The sequence below is a fragment of the Leuconostoc mesenteroides subsp. mesenteroides ATCC 8293 genome (assembly GCF_000014445.1).
Taxonomy (GTDB): Bacteria; Bacillota; Bacilli; order Lactobacillales; family Lactobacillaceae; genus Leuconostoc; species Leuconostoc mesenteroides.
Genome location: NC_008531.1, coordinates 908,921 through 927,253, shown reverse-complemented (window position 1 = coordinate 927,253; position 18,333 = coordinate 908,921). Strand labels below are relative to the sequence as shown.

Sequence of the window (18,333 nt, the reverse complement as noted above, 5' to 3'; positions counted from 1 at the left end):
TTCATGCTTCATCATACCAAGGATAATGGTACATTTCTCCAGCAGGCTTATCCGTTCTCTCATAGGTATGCGCACCAAAATAGTCACGTTGTGCTTGTGTGAGATTAGCAGGTAGAACAGCTGAACGATATGAATCGTAGTAAGCTACAGCAGCAGATAATGAAGGCGTTGGCACACCAGCGGTAACAGCTAGTGCTACTACACGACGAGCAGCATTTTGGTATTCTTCAGCAATATGTTGGAAGTAAGGATCTAAGAGCAAATTATGCAGATCAGCTTGCGTTGTAAAAGCGTCCGTAATGCGTTGTAAGAATTGGGCACGGATAATCGCCCCTGCACGCCATAATTGTGCTAATTCTCCAAATGGTAAATGCCAATCATAGTGCTCTGATGCCATACGAAGTTGATCAAATCCTTGTGCATATGACATGATCTTTCCAAAATACAAAGCTTTTCGAATATCCTCTACGGTACTTTGCTCATCACCAGAAAACGAATAGTCTGGTCCTTGCAATGTTTTTGAAGCCGCAACACGATCATCTTTCATTGCTGATATATAACGTGCATAAACTGATTCAGTTATTAATGACTGTGGCGCTCCAACTTCAAGCGCTGATTGAGAAGACCACTTGCCTGTGCCCTTGTTTCCGGCCCGGTCTAAGATAACATCAACAATTGGCTTGTCAGTACCTAAATCATCCTTTCGAGTTAAAATATCAGCAGTTATTTCAACCAAATAAGAGTTTAGTTCTCCTTCATTCCAACCAGAAAAAGTTTGAGATAACTGCTCTTGATTGAGATGTAAGACACGCTTCAAAATATCATAGGACTCTGCAATTAATTGCATATCACCATATTCGATGCCATTATGCACCATTTTCACATAATGTCCTGCGCCATTAGGGCCAATATACGTAACGGTTGGTTTACCATCTTCTGGGGCTTTTGCTGCAATTTGCGTCAAAATAGGAGCTACCAAATCATATGCTTCGCGTTGACCACCTGGCATTAATGACGGTCCTTGCAGTGCACCCAATTCACCACCTGATACACCCATACCAATAAAGTTAATGCCTTCTTGAGCTAATTTATCTGAGCGGCGTATCGTATCTTCGAAGTAAGTATTACCGCCATCAATCAGCATATCGCCCTTTTCTAGATGTGGTAATAATTCATCAATAACAGCATCCGTACCCTTTCCAGCTTTTACCATCAGCAAAATTCGGCGAGGTTTTTTGATAGTCTCCACAAATTCCTCTGTAGTATAGCTTGGGATAAATGCCTTATCTTCATGCTTTTGGACTAAATCATCAGTTCGTTCGCGAGAACGATTATAAACAGCAACTCGATAACCCCGGGATTCAATATTGAGCGCTAAATTACGTCCCATTACAGCTAATCCAACAACACCAAAATCTGCTTGTTCCATTTTATTACCCACTTTCCTTAATTTAAACTTATTTCATATATAATTAATTTACTGCACTACATAAAACATGACACGAGTAGAATCGATAACAGACCCGAAACGGAGATGACACTGGTTAATGTCGTCCAAGATAAGAACGTTTCTTTCAATGTTAAACCAAAATATTCTTTTATCATCCAGAATCCAGCATCATTAACATGATCAGCAAATATACTTCCAGCACCAATTGCCAAAACTACTAATACAGGACTCACACTTGAGTTGGACACAACTGAAGTAACTAAACTGGCTGCTGTTATCGAAGCAACAGTAGATGATCCTAGGCTGACGCGAAGTAAAGCAGCGATTAACCAAGCAACAAGAATTGGGGACAAATTAGTTTGTCCGAATAAATCGCCAATATACTTAGAAACACCACCATCAACTAATACTTGTTTGAAGGCACCACCACCACCAATGATTAACAACATCATAGCAATTTGTTTAACCGATTCAGACATTGCGTCACCAATTTCTTTGATATTCAATCCACGGAAAATACCCATGGTGAAAATCGCAACAATTAATGATATGAGCATAGCTACATCAGGTGCACCGATAAATGTGACGATTTGATAAATAACTGACTTAGCTGGCAAAACAAATGATAAGATGGTTGCAATACTAATCAATATTACTGGTAATAATGCTGTCAAAACACTAATACCAAACTTTGGTGTATCTTTCAACTCGAATTCTTTGTACTCACCTAAAACAGAAATATTAATATCTTTTTTATAAACTTGCGGATATACTCGATGCAAAAAATAGTTGAACACCGGACCAGAAATAATGATCGTGGGAATTGACACTAAAATACCAATCAGTAAAACGTGCCCCAAAGGCGCATTCAACACCTGTGATACAGCAGTCGGTGCAGGATGCGGTGGTAAGAAACCGTGTGCAACATTTAATGTCGCAGCCATTGGAATACCAAGGTACAAAAGAGGCATATTTACTTCACGTGCAATGACGAAGATAATTGGCAATAACACGACTAATCCAACTTCAAAAAACAAAGCTAAACCAATAATAAACGACGTAATAATAACAGCAATTTGAATGCGTTTTTTTCCAAAAGTCGCAATGAGCTGGTGCGCAATTCGAAAGCCACCACCTGCGTCGGAAATTAACTTTCCAAGCATCGATCCAAATCCAAATATAATCGCTAAGTGGCCTAACTGACCACCTATTCCTGTCTCAATACTTGTTGAAATATCAGAAACTGGAATACCTAAAATTAAGCCGACAACAAACGCTGTAATGACTAACGATAAAAAAGTGTTCAACTTAAATTTAGTAATCAAGAATACGAGTAAAATGACACCAATCAAAACTGTTAACAATGGCATAATTAATTCTCCTTTTAAATACGAACCTTACCTTAGTAAATAGCCGCCATCAACAGGGATTGTTGCGCCATTCACATAATTTGAAGCATCACTAGCTAAATAAATAACCGTACCCATTAATTCCGATGGCTTTGCCCAATGTCCTGCCGGAATGTGGTTTAGAATTTCGGTATTTCTTTCTGGATCATTTTGGAGAGCCTTTGTCATTTCAGTATCAATATATCCGGGAGCCAGCGCATTGACTTGAACCCCATAGGGCGCTAAAGCATCTGCATAAGCTTTTGTTAGTCCGACTACTGCATGTTTACTTGCAGCGTAAGGAAAAATAAACTTTCCAGCTCGAAACGATTGCATTGATCCAATATTAATTATTTTCCCAGATTTTTGTTTTGTCATGAATTTTGCGGCTTCATGTGACAAAAAGTATAATGCGTTTAGGTTGATATCAATAACTTTACGCCAATCCTCATCCTTATAATCCAGCACGTTATTTCTAATCTGGATACCAGCGTTGTTAACTAAAATATCTAATTGACCAAAAATTGTAACACAATTTTTGACAATTTTTTCTGCCGCGCCACTTTCAGTTATGTCGATGCTCATAAATCGCACTTTTCGATTACGATTTTCAGCAAACTGCGTTAACTCTGGCCAGCCTCTTTCACTTCTGCTAACTATAAAAACATCAGCTCCTGCATCTAATAGAGCTTGAGAATAATATTTTCCCAATCCTGAAGCACCACCCGTAACTATCGCAACTCGACCTGTAAGATCAAATAAATTAGATAGACTATCCATCATTTTCTTCCTTTCTTAGTGTACCGATAAACCACTACGTGTAACCGCTTACAATGATAGTCTTTTGTATTTATTTTGTCAACTTAAATGAGCGGATTTTTTTGTCGTTAAAACATCTACCGTTTTCTCTAAACGATTCATCGCTTCAACGAGTACTTGCATTTCATTTGCAAAAGATAGCCGCACGTATCCTTCACCGGCCTCCGTAAAAGCAGAACCGTGTACTAAAACAAGATCAGATTCGTTGATTGTGAATGCAACAAAATCCCAAGACGACATGCCAAATGCTTTTACATCGATAAACACATAAAAAGCACCATCAGGTTTAGTATAGTTTAAGGACATTTCATCTAAGCGCTGCAAAACATAGTCTCTACGCTTTCTAAACACCCTAATATATGTTTTTGGTGCTTCAATATCGGTGGTTAAAGCTGTTAGCGCAGCCATTTGTGAGATGCTTGATGCACAACCAACATTAGCTTGCTGTATTTTATAGATTTCTTGAATTAGTACTTTAGGACCAGCTAAATAGCCGATACGCCAGCCTGTCATGCTGTGCGATTTCGACAAACCGTTGACTATTATTGTTCTCTCTTTCATTAATGATGCGCTGGCAATTGATGGCGCACAATCTTGATCATATGTTAGTCTTTGATAAACATCATCTGTCAGCACATATAAATCGTTTTGTTGAATAACTGACGCTAGTGAACTCAATTCTTCTTTCGACAACACAATACCTGTTGGATTGTTTGGGTAGTTCAAAATAACTAATTTTGTTTTGCTTGAAATTGCTGACCCAAGTTGCTCTGGAGATAACCTAAAATGAGTAGAACGAGTATCAACCACGACAGGAATTGCCCCAGCTAGAACTACTGCTTGTATATAAGCTGGATAGGCAGGCCCAATTAGAAGGACTTCGTCACCGGCGTCAATGAGCGCACGAACCGTGAGGTCAATACCTTGACTGGCACCAACAGTCACAAGTATCTCGCTTTCTGGGGAATAACTTACTTCATAAAACTTTTTAATGTAATCAGATATCACTCTTCTAAGCGACAGGAATCCCATATTCTCGGTATACTTTGTCACGTTATTACTAATTGCTTGCTTACCTGCTTCTTTAGTTGCTGCGGGCGTAGGTAAATCGATTTCGCCAACCGTTAATTCAATCATTTGGTCAGCAGGTTTCTTTACTAAGTCCAAGACAAGACGAATTCCTGAGGCTTCTGTTTTGATCACTTGATGGTTAATAGGCTTTGTCATGACATTTTCCTTTTCCATATTCTCTTGACTATTAGGCAATGCGATCTCCAGCTTCCAGAGTATTATCCAATTTATAGATGCGATCAATCCTTATCAAGACGACGGCCGCCCTTGGAAAACGATCAAATATGCTTGTTTTGGCTAAAATGTCATTAGCAAAGTCATCATCTTCATGAATAACGGCCGTTCCTTCAAAGCGGAACCCTTTCTCTACATTAGAATCCACAACTGCAACTGCCGCATAACCATTTTGTTGTAAATTTGCATAAGCTTGTTTGAATGTATGTTCATAGTAAATCAGATGTTCATCATCATACACACGAGTTGATCCTTTAGGACCGACTTGTGGCGATCCATCTCCTCCGGTAGTCGCTAAAAATGGTAGCTGTTGGTCAATCATTTTTTTCATTTCTTCAGATAATAATGCCATTGTTCCATCTCCTTTTGAGTGCGTGCCGAATGCTCACTACTATATCTTTAAAATTTAAATTTTTTAAATTAAAAAGCACAACACGCAATTGTTGTGCTAGCAGTCGATTTGAATATTCTATATAAAAAAAGAAATTTTTCTCAACAAAGTGACACATTCAATTTGTTGATGTTAATATACCACCAACAGAAAACGTTTACAAAGATAATGACTTATTCATTATTTACAAGACATATCGTTTTCATTCTATATCAATTATCGTTACAATTGAATTAATTATAGAAGGAGGAATTAGTCATGAGTAAAAAAGTTGCTGTTCTCGTAACCGACTTAGTCGAAGATATTGAATTCACTGACCCCGTCAAAGCACTAAAAGAAAGTGGTGCCTCAGTTACAACAATCAGTTTTAGTACTGAAGCTGTTACAGGAAAACATGGCACCAAAATTGACATTGATAAATCAATCGGCGATGTAGCGCCATCTGATTTTGACGCATTGTTCATTCCCGGGGGCTTTTCTCCAGATCAGTTGCGAGCCGATGAACGCTTTGTTAATTTTACAAAACATTTCTTGGCAACCAATAAGTCATTATTTAGTATTTGCCACGGTCCACAATTGATGATTCCTACTGGCTTAGTATTGGGTCGAACCATGACAGCATATCGAACAGTACAACCAGATCTTTATTACGCCGGTGCCCGTATAGAGAATAAGCCAGTGGTTATTGATGGTAATCTCATCACTAGCCGAGAACCAAAAGACATTCCATCATTTAATGAAGCTATAATTGATGCTTTAAATTAGAAACACAATAAAAATTATCTTACCATTGATCATTAATTTCTGAGGAAAGATGGTCTTTTTTATTTGCATAAAGAGAACATATCTAATTTATATTGTTTTACTGAAAGTATTTGTTTAAAATGGATTTTATTATGACAAATCATTTGAAAAGAACCTACGTTTCATTAATGTTAAGCCCATTTTTTTCACAAATCGGCTCAGCTATATATGTTTTAGGGCTAAACTGGCTAATAGTAAAATCTACTGGCACTACGCAACTACTGGGTATCATCGAGGGAATTGGTGGCTTTGCGTTCTTGATCGGCGATTTATTAGTCGGTTTACTAGTAGATCAACACAATCGAAAATATGTTTTAATATGGACTGATATTATTGCTACTTTGGTTTGTGTCGTCAGTAGTTTTCTAATTAATAATAACACTCCCCAAATATGGCTTTTAATTTTGATTACTTTTATACTAAATTTAATGCTGGCCCTGAACTATCCAGCCGCTAAATCAATTGTACCTGAAGTAATCAACGGGAATTATTTGCAAAAATTCAACGCACTTTCAAATACATTCTTTGGTCTTGCAAATATTATCGCCCCAGTTATTGGTGGCGTTTTATTGGCAATAAATGGCATTGATTTTAGTGAATTTATTTTAATTAATGCTGCTTCATATTTTATAGCACTATTTTTTAATTTATTAATAACTTACCAGCCAACACCATCAGTTAAGAACCATCAATCTGAATCTTTTTTAATAAGTACCATTAGCGGGTTCAAATATGTGCTCGAACACAAAAAATTACTTCTATATATGACTTCCATGGGTATTTTTAACTTTGTGTGCGCTGGCTTCCTACTCACCACACCTTATATAAGTAGCCACTACTTTTCCAAAATCACTTCTAGTTATAGTTTGTTTTTGATCTGTGCAGCTGTCGGTGGTCTGGTAGGCGGTCTGTGGTTAACAGTACAAAAACAAAAAATTTCTTCAAATCGTATTTTTGCTGAACAAATCTGTTATGGTATTATTCTTATTCTAGGTAGCCTAAAATTTTCGATATATAGTTGGATTATCATTGCACTAGTATATGGTTTGATACAATCACGTTTCTTTGGCAGTATGATTACTTTTATTCAAGAAGAAACGGACATCTCATTTTTGGGAAGAATTTTTGGACTTACATTTCTATTTTTTGATGGCATTCAACCGGTAGGTTCATTTATTTTTGGCTTTTTTGTAAGCACTTGGGGTAGTTGGACCTACAGTGTTTTAGGTAGTTTAACTTTATCACTGTTCGGCCTCATTTATTTTTTTAACCGTAAAACTTTTGAATGATTATTCGAAAGTTTTTTATATTAACTTAAAATGTTTTAAGCCTTCCAAAACGCCATTATCTGTTTTTGCAACATAGCTAGATAACTTCTTTAATTCCGCTGTAGACTCTTTCATAGACATCCCATAATTCACCGTTTTGAACATGGAAATATCATTGTTTTGATTACCAAATGCATAAGTTGTCACCCTACTGTCACTAACCTTTTCTAGCAACAAATTAATTGCTTGCCCCTTAGAAACTCCTTTAGGTAGGATATCGATGGCCAACGGCGCATAGCATTCAATATCTGAAACTGCAATAATTTTCTCTCTAATGACCCTCTCGGTTTTGGCGTTTAAATATAAATTCATAAAGTTAACAGGTTGTTCTACAAAAAACTTCTCATTGAACTCGATATCCATACTGCCCATACTTCTCATATGTTGTTGCACGATCGGATTATCCATTGTTAGAGCAAAACCGTTCTGGTTAAAAAAACCTGTACCAATATTGTACTCATTGGCTATTGCTAATATATGCTGAATTTCAACAATCGACATAGTCGCATTTTGAATTAGCTTTCCTTTGAATTTGACATAGCAACCATTAGACAGAATGTAATTTTCTACTTCTAAAAACGTCAGTAAATGCTGTACCTCGTAAAAACTTCTGCCCGTTGCTATAACAGGTTCAATTTCATTCTCACGCATGCTTTGAAACGCTTGTTTGATCTCCAAAGAGACATGTAAATCGCCACCTGAACAAAGCGTTCCATCTAAATAAAAAAAGCAATTTTTCTCATCATCTTTTACCTCTTCGTATTCTCTTAATGTTTTTTTATTGCACTTTTCAATATAGCAAAAATATTGAGTTTTGAATTTTACGTTATTTTTCAGCTATTACTCTACCGAAGTCAAAAACAACAAAAAAGAGGAAAGAATCAGCGTACAGTAAAAACGCTAAACCTTTCCCCTCGGATTTTTTATATCAATAGGTGCCTTTTGAATATTTCAAAAGATGGAGCCCTCGGTCACTGACCATATTGCGGAACCCTAGCTCCAGTTTTCCAGTTCGTTTGTAATTATATCATATAAATGTAACTTTTGTTGTTCTTCTTATACAAGGTCTTCAATCAACCGGAAAAAGCAATAGCTAACCAAAAAAGCTTAAATTTTCAAATCAACCTGTGGTAGCTTTTTAAATACTGGAACAAGAACTAATGCAACGATTAATCCCATCACTGCTTGTGCGATATTCCCGATAATTGACGCCAATCCCGCTGTCCAATTATACAACATAGCACCAGCTAACATGTACCCAACCACCATAATAAATGATCCAATAATTAAGCCAATGACTTGGCTGGTAATATGTTTCTTATAGCCAAAATAGCCCACGATTAATCCTTCTATCCCATGAATAATTAAAGAAAAAATCATCCACTGTGGATAACCAGCAAGCAAATCTAACAGCAGACCGCTTAAGCCACCGACGATCAATCCACTACGTGCACCACCAAGCAGGGCAGCTAAAAATATCCCAGCTTCAACCAAGTTAACAAATCCATTTGTCGCTGGGACAGGTATCTTAACAATGTAAGATAATGCAATATTGAAAGCAATGATGGTTGCTAAAATAGTGATCTGCTTTGTATGATTTTTTTGTTCTATCATATTATTTGTTTCCTTTTATTTTAAATAAATATCTTTTTATACTTCAGTCAGATAGTCGCACAATTTCACTTTTCTTTAATTGTGTCACTAACTTTGGCTTGCAAGCGAGGTACTACCTCTTTTTCAAACCAAGGATTACGATTAAGCCAAATATTATTCCTTGGCGATGGGTGAATGATAGGAAAATATTTTGGCAAATAAGATTTATAATTTTTAACAACATCAGTTATTTTCTCTGTGCGAGCCAAGTGTAGGTAGTATTTTTGAGCATATGACCCGATTAAAACAATTAACTGCAAATTAGGCATTGAAGCAATAAGCTTTGGATGCCACTTTTTTGCTATACTACCACGCGGTGGCTTATCACCTGATTTTGCTTTCCCCGGGTAATAAAAGTCCATCGAAATAAATCCAAAATTACCAGAATCGTAAAATTGTTTTCTATCAACATCCAACCATTCGCGTAGTCTATCTCCAGAAGCATCATTCCACATGATTTCTGTTTCTTGCACTTTTTTACCAGGAGCCTGACCAATAATCAGAATTTTCGCGCTCTTAGGTGTGTAAAATACAGGATTTAAGCCTTTTTCTGTGTAAGTTAAATTATCCTTATCTGCTTTAATGTCCTCAAAGATAGTCATGTATTTCTCCCATTTGTTATGAATTACATAATCTAACTTTATATTACCATATTAATAGCATCCAACTGTGTTAAAAATCTATTTTAGAAAATGGGAGGCCGTCTAATTGGTCCAAATTGTGCGATGTCATAACCACTGTTTTTTCATTATTTACAACTAAAGCTGCAATAAGCTTTAATATAATTTTAGCGTTTGTAGTATCTACCCCGCTTGTCGGTTCATCAAAAATATACAATTTTTTATTGAGTAGACACTGTCCATAAGTCAACACAATTTTTCTTTCTCCACCAGAAAGTTGGCCAACTTTTAAATGCCAGATACTGTCTAAAACTGTCTGCTTAATTTTTTTAAAGCTTTCATTATCTTCTAACAACGAATTACCGAATCGACGATACATTTCAATAGTTTGTTTGACGGTTAGTGTTGGAAAAAAATGTATGTTCTGAAGTTGGTAAGCAATATCGCGTTGGGCAGGAACACCAATTTTTTCTCCAGTCGCTGTCTTGGGCCCGACACCAGCAAGAAAATCTAAAAAAGTAGTTTTTCCAACACCGTTACCACCGGAGATAATATTTATTTTATCTTCGGCTAATATAACATCAAGATTTTTTGCAAGAATCCTTTTCCCAAAATGGAGTGAATATTTTTTTATTTGCATAACTTACTCTCCCCGCTTAGACTCGATCGGCCACTGCATTTACTGATAATTTTGAAATAGAGTACCAACCAATTAAAACATAAATAAGTGTGACTAATAGACAAACGACAATCTCCGAATAATACAATTTAGCATTAAATAAAAATAATAGCACTTGATAGCTCACTTCAGTAATATATGAAAGCGGATTAATTAGCGAAGTAAAGGTAGTAATTAAGTTTTCCCTATTGTTTGGAACATGCATCCCAATAAATAGACCAAATAATAATATACTCACCAGGATATTTATTGACTCTATTTTAATTTTAAGCATAAATAATATGCTACCAGCAAAAGCAATCGGTAATGAAACAACGATAGAAGCCATTATGCCAGCTAATAATAGCTTTATGCTCCAATAATGAGCAGTAAACATGACCACAAAATTAAAGATCAGTAATTCAATATTCAACACTAATAACTGGACAAGAAAATTAGCACCCAGTATTTTGTATTTAGATCCGACAATGAAGAAAGTTTGTTTGTAAAATCCGCTTTCCCTTTGAGATATCATCCCAACAATCACATTATTTAAAATTGTGACTAAAATGATGTAAGCCCAAAAATAACCAATGACCTTGAAAGTTTCGTGGTTAAACGTCACGCTGTCACGCATGAAAGAATTGATATTTATATATAGAAAATAAATAGTCGGAATAACCAAATTAAAAATAAAAACAAATTTGTTGCTCAGCATATTAACCCAATATACGCTGGATAAGTTTTTAACATCGTCCATTACTCTTCCCCATAACTGTTATAAATTCTAAAAAACAAGTTAAACTCTTTTCATTATATATTAATTAGCTAAATGTGTAAATCATAATAAAAAGCTACCGCTATCCTAAACAAAAGTAAGAATAGTAGCAACTTGTATGCTTCGATATTTTAAAGTAGTTAATCTTTACTTAAATCAATTAAAATCTTGGCCTGCGATTTATCGCTTGTTAATGACTCAAAACCATCAGAAACAATACTGTCCAATGAAATTGTATCCGTAATAACTGGTTCTACATTTATTTGCCCACTGCTAACAAGAGCAACAGTTTGTTGGAAAGTTTCTTTTGAATAAGCAATTGTTGTGGTCAGTTTAACACCTGCATTCATCAATTGCATTGGGTTAAAGCTGATTGGCTTTGCAAAAATTGAAACAATAACGACACTTCCGCGCGGACGTGTTGCATCTATTGCTTGTTCAAAGGTTGGTTGTACCCCGGCAACTTCAAATGATGCATCCGCTCCACCAGGAATAATGTTTTTAATAGCTGCAACAGTGTCTGGTACTTGACTTGGATTAATCACGTCTGTTGCGCCCATTTCAAGCGCTTTTCTCAAGCGAATTTCTGACAAATCTACAGCCACGATTTTAGTAGCCCCTGCCGCCTTCGCAGCAGCAGCAACTAATACACCTATTGGTCCAGCACCAAAAATCACAACTTTTTCGCCAAATCGAAGATCAGCCTCTTTGATAGCTTGGACCGCAACTGCAGTTGGCTCAATAGTAGCTGCTAATTTCAATGAGAATTCTTCAGGTAAATGATATAAGTTATCTTCTGGTACATTCACGTATGATGTAAAGCCACCATCCGTGCTTAAACCAATAAAACTATAGCCATCGTAAACATCCAAATCATCAGAAGAAATTCCCTTTGTGACAGTTGGATTAATTGAAACGTGATCCCCAACTTTAAAATTAGCCACATCGGGACCTACTTTTTCGATAACGCCAGAAAACTCATGTCCCATCGTTAATGGTGCTTGACCGCCAGTCAATTCATCTGGTTGATCAACGGGAATAAATACAGGACCCTCAAGGTACTCGTGTAAGTCGCTGCCACAAATCCCAGCATAAGCAACACGCACTACTACCTCATTAGATTTTGTTGGTTTGAGTTCAACATCCTCCACACGAACATCTTTAACGCCATGCCATACAGCTGCTTTCATTTTTTCTCCTTCTGACTATCAGTTTAAATTTTGGAAGACATAAATTATCTTTATTATATTATATGTCAACGCTTACAATTTGTGTATATAAATTTCATTGTTTTTTTGTATAAAACATATAAATTTGTACAACACAACTAAGTAATACTATGGTAAAAATCAATACTCGTCCTCTAGATTGTCTTTTACACCTATCAATAACACCACTATCGCAATAATCAGCAATACTGCAAAGACACTAAATATGACACTAATGCCTAATTTGAAATCAAATAACCAACCGACAAGGAATGGTCCAACCGTGGCACCAACACGCCCAACTGCTTGTGCGGTACCCATGGCTGTACCCCGTATTTTCTCAGGAAATTGTGCGGGAGTCAAGGAGATTAATGTCCCCCATGCACCTAAGTCAAAGAAAGACATAAAGGCACCGGCCACTAATATTAAAGCTATATTAGTACCAAAGCCAAAAACGAAACTCGAAATCAACGTGCCCAACAGATAAATTGCCAAAATCTTTTTCCGACTCATCTTATTCATTAAGTAGGCAGCTAAATAATACCCAGGCAACTGAGCTATACTCATGATAAGCGTATATCCTAATGAATTAACGATTGAAAAACCACGCATGGTTAGGACAGTAGGTAGCCACAAAAAGATCCCATAATAGGTCAACATCACAATAAACCACATTATACTTAAAACAATTAACCTTGATCGATGTTTGCTGGAAAGAAGCTCTTTAAAAGTGCCTTCGTGACTTTTCTTATTGATCGGTTCATTTGGTAAGTGCTTACGCAATGCTAGGGCATAAAAAGCAAACAAAGCCGCAAGGGCAACGGCAGCGCGCCAGCCAAAACGAGGAATAATTAGAAAAGAAATCAAAGATGCTAAAATCCAACCATAGGCCCAAAAACTATCCGCTAATAACAGCATTTGTGATCGCTTTGTACCAGTGTAGTTGTCAGCAATAATCGTTGCTGCTACTGGTAACTCCCCACCTAATCCAATGCCTGTTATAAAACGAATCACCATAAACCACAAGATGTTTGGCGCAAATATTAACGCCAAATTACCCAATGAAAAAATGAGTAGCGTTCCGATGATAATATTTTTACGACCATATTTATCAGCTAATTTACCGCAAACAATTGACCCAACAATCATGCCAATCGATGTGACAGCGGCGGCCAATCCTAATTCTGTACTACCGACGTCCCACTCATTTTTAATCAATGGCATGATAAACGATAGCAAAGCAACATCCAATGCGTCAATCATCCATGCCGTGCCAATAATGAACAATAAGTGTCTCTTTTTATCCATAAAAAGAACCTCTTCCTTATAAAAGTATTTTTTACTTTTATTATTTATAAAGAGATTCTACATCTTTAAAATGAAATTAGCAAGCGAAACTTTTTTGCTGGCCTCCCCGGCCCTTTTTTATCAACTTCTCCAACTAATTCAAATATTTTTTTGTTGTTTTGTAAAAAATTAGAATTATCAGGCTCATCTTGTCCAAAAATACCATAGACGTGCCGAGCTGTTTTCAGCGTAAAGGAAGATCCTAATGTTAATAAAATAGTCGGCTGGTAGTTCAGTTTGTTGACTATCCGGTGGCAAGCCACAGTTAAAATCCAATTATGATCAAAGGCCAATCGCTTTTGAGAATCTAATTCTGTTACGTACTCATTTTCAGCTAACGTTTTAAAAAACAAATCACCCTTTTTTAGGCCAAAATAATTGTTTTTAATCTTTTCTAGCGTAAACCATTCTGCTTCGATTGCACCAGATCCAGGAACAAGATTCACGTATTTTGGCAAAAATATCATGTAACTCAGCGACAGCGCCCGAAAATCAGGATTTCTATCTGGTGCTGTAAACGTTGCTAGTTGCTCTGCATGAACATCAGAAAGCGATAATCCTATTTTCTCTTTTATTAGCCGTAAGGATGCTTCGTGTGCACTTTCATCTTCTCGCAACAATATTTCTGGTAACGCCCAAAAATTTTTAAATGGCTCATCGGCACGCTTGATTAATAGTACTTTGACCTGTTGCGTGTCATAATCAAAGCTCCAGATGACATTAGTAATAGTGATGTAAGGTCTTTCCAAAGGAAATGAATCCATAACTACCTCCTTGTAGTGGACTAAAATTTAAACAACCTTTTGAATTAATTTATCAAACATTCGTGTAGGTAAAATGGCATGCAAACTAATCAATATTTTTGCGCCATAACCCACTAAGTATCTAGGCTTTGGTCGTTTAGTAGTCACTGACCTTACTATTGTTGAAGCAACTATATCTGGATCTGTTAGCCTGCTAGATGTATAAAGTTGATGCATTCTTTTGGACGCTGCTAAAGCATGTTCAGCATAAGGTGTATCAACCGAAGTTTTTCGAAGATTCTCTGCAGCAATAGTACCCCAGTCAGTTTTAATTCCACCTGGTTCAATAAGAATAACATCAATGCCAAATGGTTTGACCTCCATGCGTAGCGCATCGCTAAATCCTTCGAGAGCATACTTAGTGGCATGATACCAAGCGCCCATATATGTTGTCATACGTCCTGCCATAGATGAAATGTTAACAATACGACCATATTTTTGATGACGCATATGTGGTAAAACCAGTTGAACAAGAGTGGCAAGGCCAAACAAATTAGTTTCAAATTGCTTTTTAGCTTCTTCTATGGGGACATTTTCAATAGCACCGTATGAACCATATCCAGCATTATTAATTAAAATATCAATCTGACCCTCTTGACTAATAACGTGTGCTACAGCTGATTTAATTGAATGTTCATCAGTTAAATCCATCTTAAGAGGAATAATTCCTAATGAAGACAGTGGACTCATTTTTTCAATTCGGCGTGCTGCACCATAAACTTTGAAGCCATACGCGCTTAGTTTTTCTGCTGCTTGATACCCAATACCGCTGCTAGCACCAGTTATTAATACTATCTTTTGTTTGGTCATACGTTTATGTTCTCCATTTTTCGTTCGATGACTCATATATTGACGTAAAGTTTCAAAATATGATTTGACAATTAACAAACTTATTAATCTGTTAACTTTACTGCGTACTGTGTTTTCCAACAAAATAATTATAACCTTAATTTTCACGCTTTCATAATTAAAAAGCCACTGTTACCAGTGACATCATACTATCAAAATTGTAATTTTTATGATTCGTAGTTTGTTCGTTTTAATAACGTAGCATCAATAATTTTTTTAATACTTTGTTTCGAATCATTAACCAAGAGACTGGCGCCCAATAAAAATAGTGGCAAAAATTGGATAATATACCTACTTCTACCTCCTTCAAACAAAAGAAGAAACAGAAAGGCTCCCGTGATACCTAATCTGATTGTTTGTGTTGTCTGTGATTTATTATGCCAACCAAAAAATATACAGCTTAAGATAATCAACCAAATGAATTGGGCAATAAACCGAAAGTCGGCCACATTTTTCCCATATATATATAGATAATTTTCCAGCACCCCTTTTAATCCGTGGGATTTTGGAATTTGGTCTCCCTGAATAAAATGCCCCTCCTTTCCCCATGCAAACGAGCCATCGGCCGTATTGTTTATTTGCTTTTGAATTATAAAATGAAAATAGCCAATGACACCTAACTTTTTTAATCGTTTAACATACATTTGTTTCGAATACTCAATTTTTTCGGACTTAGTTGCTAACTCACCCATTTTTAAAGTATCCTGCGCATTATATCCACCATCACCAGAAATACCCATGTTCATAAAGTGCACCGCTGGGATAACCCGCTCTCGATTGACATGAATTAATGTTTGATGCTCAATTTTATTTTGAGTTATCGTGTATAAACAAATAAAAGAAAACATAACTATCAAAACTGTACTGGTTTTTTTGAGTACTTCGGGTAATAACACACGTTTTTCTTTAAACAAGCTAAGTGCCTCAATTAAACCAATTGCGATAGCGGGAATAATTGCGGATGGTTTAATGAAATACGTTCCACACACAAGTAAAGCAAAGAGTGTCATTAATATATTTTTTTGCCATAGTTTAGATACTTTCTTTGCGCTGAAATAGAAAAATAAAAATGCTGATACAAATGGTAGGACCCATGTATCGGTATAGGGTATAACTATCCAAGGAAAGAAACCAAATACTAATATATGAATATATAAAGAAACTGCAAAGTAACGTCTGTCGATCATATAAGAGGTGGCAACCGAAAAAATAATCGATAGATCAACCATGACTATGGTCAGATAATCAAAAAACAACCATGTTTTCAACTGAAAAACATTTGAAAGAAACGACATAAACAACAGAATGGGCAAGTTATTTGAATTCAAACTAAAATATGCTCGATTATTTACATCATCTACATGATCTAGTGTATTAATTAATGCCGAAGGATCCCAGCCAATTTTAGGATGAAATACTGTTACAAACAAAAATTGTAATAAAACTAACAATACAAATAACGCAATTGATGTAATATTTTTATGTTGTTTAAAAACAAATACAACAGCCTTTTTGACTTTAGGTAAAAAATAAATTAGGCTTATGAACAATAGTATTATGCTGATAAAGACAAGCAATCCCAACGTAGTTGTTGTGCCTCTTTTTAAGTTATCGCCGATAGTAAAATTATCTGATAGAATCGCTGAAAGATAGGTAACACCAAAAAGTAAATAAAATAAAATCAGAATAGTAGCATTTCCCAAAGAAAATATCTTCTTTTTCATATCCTATTCACCACTCATGTCATCTCGGGTCACATAATAAAATCTCATTGGCGATTCACCGAGCTCAATTTTGTTTAATTGTGCGTGCATAGGTAAAATTTGCTTCTCAACTAACGTAAAAAAGAACTTTGTTATATTTTCTAAAGTAGGATCTATTGTGGTAAAAGGTTCAACCGTGTTCAAAAATTTTCCAGAATATGCTTTAAAAAGATCATCTAGAGAGCTCTCAATTTTATCAAATACAATCATGTTTTCGTTGGTTGAACGGAACTCTACCGCTATTTCCCAAGAATGTGCGTGTTCGTCACCTTCGCCATTTTCCCATCTAATTGCATGGCTAGCATGGATGTAATATTTCAAATGATAGGTACCTACTAAATTCATTTTTTTCTACCTCCTTTAATTTTAATAAAGTCCTGCTTAACAATTGTTCCTACTGTTTTGAATTCTTCATGATAATTTTTCGTAGCCCACTTAGCAGAAAGATATTCTGTATTAATTACGCCAATTAAGCGTACCCAAGACAAAATAAAATTATATATGGGCATCCAAAATACACAATCGAATAGCGAAAAATAAAATGTTCGCTCATCACTAAATTTTTTTAGCATCATGTTTACATTAACAAAAACCATTGTACTCATAAAAACATATAGAAGATAAATGGCAACATATGATAGTAGTAGCAATAACGGTGAATAGTTTAAAAACAATAGCGCAATACTTGCGAAGAGCCATATTGTTTTTAGAAACATAAATGTGTGATCAATGATTAGTCTTCTCACCAAAAAATTTGAGAAAAATGATTTTAATCCCAAACGATTTCCAGAATACTTTTGCGATACTTCAATTTGGCCACGCTGCCAACGTTGTCGTTGCGTATATAATTTATTCCAGCTTTCAATAAGGGAATTAATGTACCCAAAGATGTACAAATAATAGGATTTGATGGTGCTCGTATTTATTCACGACAACAAATTTTTTTATCTTCAATTAAACAGCCTACTGCCGAAATCGCCAAATCATCAGTAGAAAAATTATTATCACAAATGAATCAAAAAACTACTACTACAGCGTCCCACAATCACGTCACCTTACCAGTCCATTTTGTCAAAGGAATGACTACTTTGTAACTATATTTATGCAATCCCTTTTCAAATTTAGACGCACTAATATATTGAAATAATTATCAGTGTTACAATAATAAA

Annotated in this window: 19 protein-coding genes; 3 read left to right on the top strand and 16 right to left on the bottom strand. The window is 35.8% G+C overall.

What is annotated here, in order from left to right; translation table 11 throughout:
• Nucleotide 1 precedes the first annotated feature (1 nt).
• The 5 genes from gndA to LEUM_RS04485 form a co-directional block, all read right to left on the bottom strand.
• Nucleotides 2-1,429: an NADP-dependent phosphogluconate dehydrogenase gene (gndA, locus tag LEUM_RS04505; RefSeq protein WP_011679685.1), complete on the bottom strand. Its 1,428-nt coding sequence runs from the start codon at nt 1,427-1,429 to the stop codon at nt 2-4.
• Nucleotides 1,430-1,485: 56 nt separating this feature from the next.
• A complete protein-coding gene (locus LEUM_RS04500; RefSeq protein ID WP_011679684.1) occupies nt 1,486-2,820 on the bottom strand; it encodes a gluconate:H+ symporter in 1,335 nt (444 codons plus the stop codon).
• Nucleotides 2,821-2,847: 27 nt separating this feature from the next.
• Nucleotides 2,848-3,618 (bottom strand): glucose 1-dehydrogenase, encoded by a 771-nt coding sequence (locus tag LEUM_RS04495; RefSeq protein WP_011679683.1) that lies wholly within the window; start codon nt 3,616-3,618, stop codon nt 2,848-2,850.
• Nucleotides 3,619-3,696: 78 nt separating this feature from the next.
• Nucleotides 3,697-4,923, bottom strand: a complete 1,227-nt coding sequence (locus LEUM_RS04490; protein WP_172844096.1) for a pyridoxal phosphate-dependent aminotransferase — start codon at nt 4,921-4,923, stop codon at nt 3,697-3,699.
• On the bottom strand, nt 4,916-5,314 hold the full coding sequence (locus LEUM_RS04485; RefSeq protein WP_011679681.1) for a pyridoxamine 5'-phosphate oxidase family protein: 399 nt from the start codon (nt 5,312-5,314) through the stop codon (nt 4,916-4,918). The genes LEUM_RS04490 and LEUM_RS04485 overlap by 8 nt, the downstream gene beginning before the upstream one ends.
• Before the next feature lie 297 nt (nt 5,315-5,611).
• Between LEUM_RS04485 and LEUM_RS04480 the strand changes: the two genes are divergently transcribed.
• Entirely contained in the window at nt 5,612-6,118 is a 507-nt protein-coding gene (locus LEUM_RS04480; protein WP_011679680.1) for a type 1 glutamine amidotransferase domain-containing protein, read from the top strand.
• Nucleotides 6,119-6,249: 131 nt separating this feature from the next.
• Entirely contained in the window at nt 6,250-7,446 is a 1,197-nt protein-coding gene (locus LEUM_RS04475) for an MFS transporter (RefSeq protein WP_230589321.1), read from the top strand.
• Between the two features lie 15 nt (nt 7,447-7,461).
• Here LEUM_RS04475 and LEUM_RS04470 read toward each other — a convergent pair whose 3' ends face one another.
• The 11 genes from LEUM_RS04470 to LEUM_RS04420 all read right to left on the bottom strand — a co-directional run bounded on the left by LEUM_RS04470 (nt 7,462) and on the right by LEUM_RS04420 (nt 17,509).
• A complete protein-coding gene (locus LEUM_RS04470) occupies nt 7,462-8,280 on the bottom strand; it encodes a Cof-type HAD-IIB family hydrolase (RefSeq protein WP_041775233.1) in 819 nt (272 codons plus the stop codon).
• 312 nt (nt 8,281-8,592) lie between these two features.
• A complete protein-coding gene (locus tag LEUM_RS04465; RefSeq protein ID WP_011679677.1) occupies nt 8,593-9,099 on the bottom strand; it encodes an ECF transporter S component in 507 nt (168 codons plus the stop codon).
• 65 nt (nt 9,100-9,164) lie between these two features.
• A complete protein-coding gene (locus LEUM_RS04460; RefSeq protein ID WP_011679676.1) occupies nt 9,165-9,740 on the bottom strand; it encodes a uracil-DNA glycosylase family protein in 576 nt (191 codons plus the stop codon).
• A 70-nt stretch (nt 9,741-9,810) separates the two neighbouring features.
• Complete coding sequence (locus LEUM_RS04455; protein WP_010282405.1) at nt 9,811-10,398, bottom strand: ATP-binding cassette domain-containing protein; 588 nt, start codon at nt 10,396-10,398, stop codon at nt 9,811-9,813.
• A 16-nt stretch (nt 10,399-10,414) separates the two neighbouring features.
• Complete coding sequence (locus LEUM_RS04450; RefSeq protein ID WP_011679675.1) at nt 10,415-11,176, bottom strand: hypothetical protein; 762 nt, start codon at nt 11,174-11,176, stop codon at nt 10,415-10,417.
• A 158-nt stretch (nt 11,177-11,334) separates the two neighbouring features.
• Complete coding sequence (locus LEUM_RS04445; protein ID WP_011679674.1) at nt 11,335-12,384, bottom strand: 2,3-butanediol dehydrogenase; 1,050 nt, start codon at nt 12,382-12,384, stop codon at nt 11,335-11,337.
• Between the two features lie 159 nt (nt 12,385-12,543).
• Nucleotides 12,544-13,710 carry an MFS transporter gene (locus LEUM_RS04440; RefSeq protein WP_011679673.1) on the bottom strand — a complete coding sequence of 389 codons (1,167 nt, stop codon included), beginning with the start codon at nt 13,708-13,710 and terminating at the stop codon, nt 12,544-12,546.
• A gap of 65 nt (nt 13,711-13,775) precedes the next feature.
• Entirely contained in the window at nt 13,776-14,513 is a 738-nt protein-coding gene (locus LEUM_RS04435; protein WP_011679672.1) for an NUDIX domain-containing protein, read from the bottom strand.
• Nucleotides 14,514-14,540: 27 nt separating this feature from the next.
• A complete protein-coding gene (locus tag LEUM_RS04430; protein WP_011679671.1) occupies nt 14,541-15,362 on the bottom strand; it encodes an oxidoreductase in 822 nt (273 codons plus the stop codon).
• A gap of 206 nt (nt 15,363-15,568) precedes the next feature.
• On the bottom strand, nt 15,569-17,125 hold the full coding sequence (locus LEUM_RS04425; protein WP_011679670.1) for a TIGR03766 family XrtG-associated glycosyltransferase: 1,557 nt from the start codon (nt 17,123-17,125) through the stop codon (nt 15,569-15,571).
• A 3-nt stretch (nt 17,126-17,128) separates the two neighbouring features.
• Nucleotides 17,129-17,509, bottom strand: a complete 381-nt coding sequence (locus LEUM_RS04420; RefSeq protein WP_010295278.1) for a 6-carboxytetrahydropterin synthase — start codon at nt 17,507-17,509, stop codon at nt 17,129-17,131.
• 506 nt (nt 17,510-18,015) lie between these two features.
• On the opposite strand from LEUM_RS04420, the gene LEUM_RS10465 reads away from it, so the two are divergent.
• Nucleotides 18,016-18,258 carry a substrate-binding domain-containing protein gene (locus LEUM_RS10465; RefSeq protein ID WP_371861888.1) on the top strand — a complete coding sequence of 81 codons (243 nt, stop codon included), beginning with the start codon at nt 18,016-18,018 and terminating at the stop codon, nt 18,256-18,258.
• The last annotated feature ends 75 nt before the right edge of the window (nt 18,259-18,333 follow it).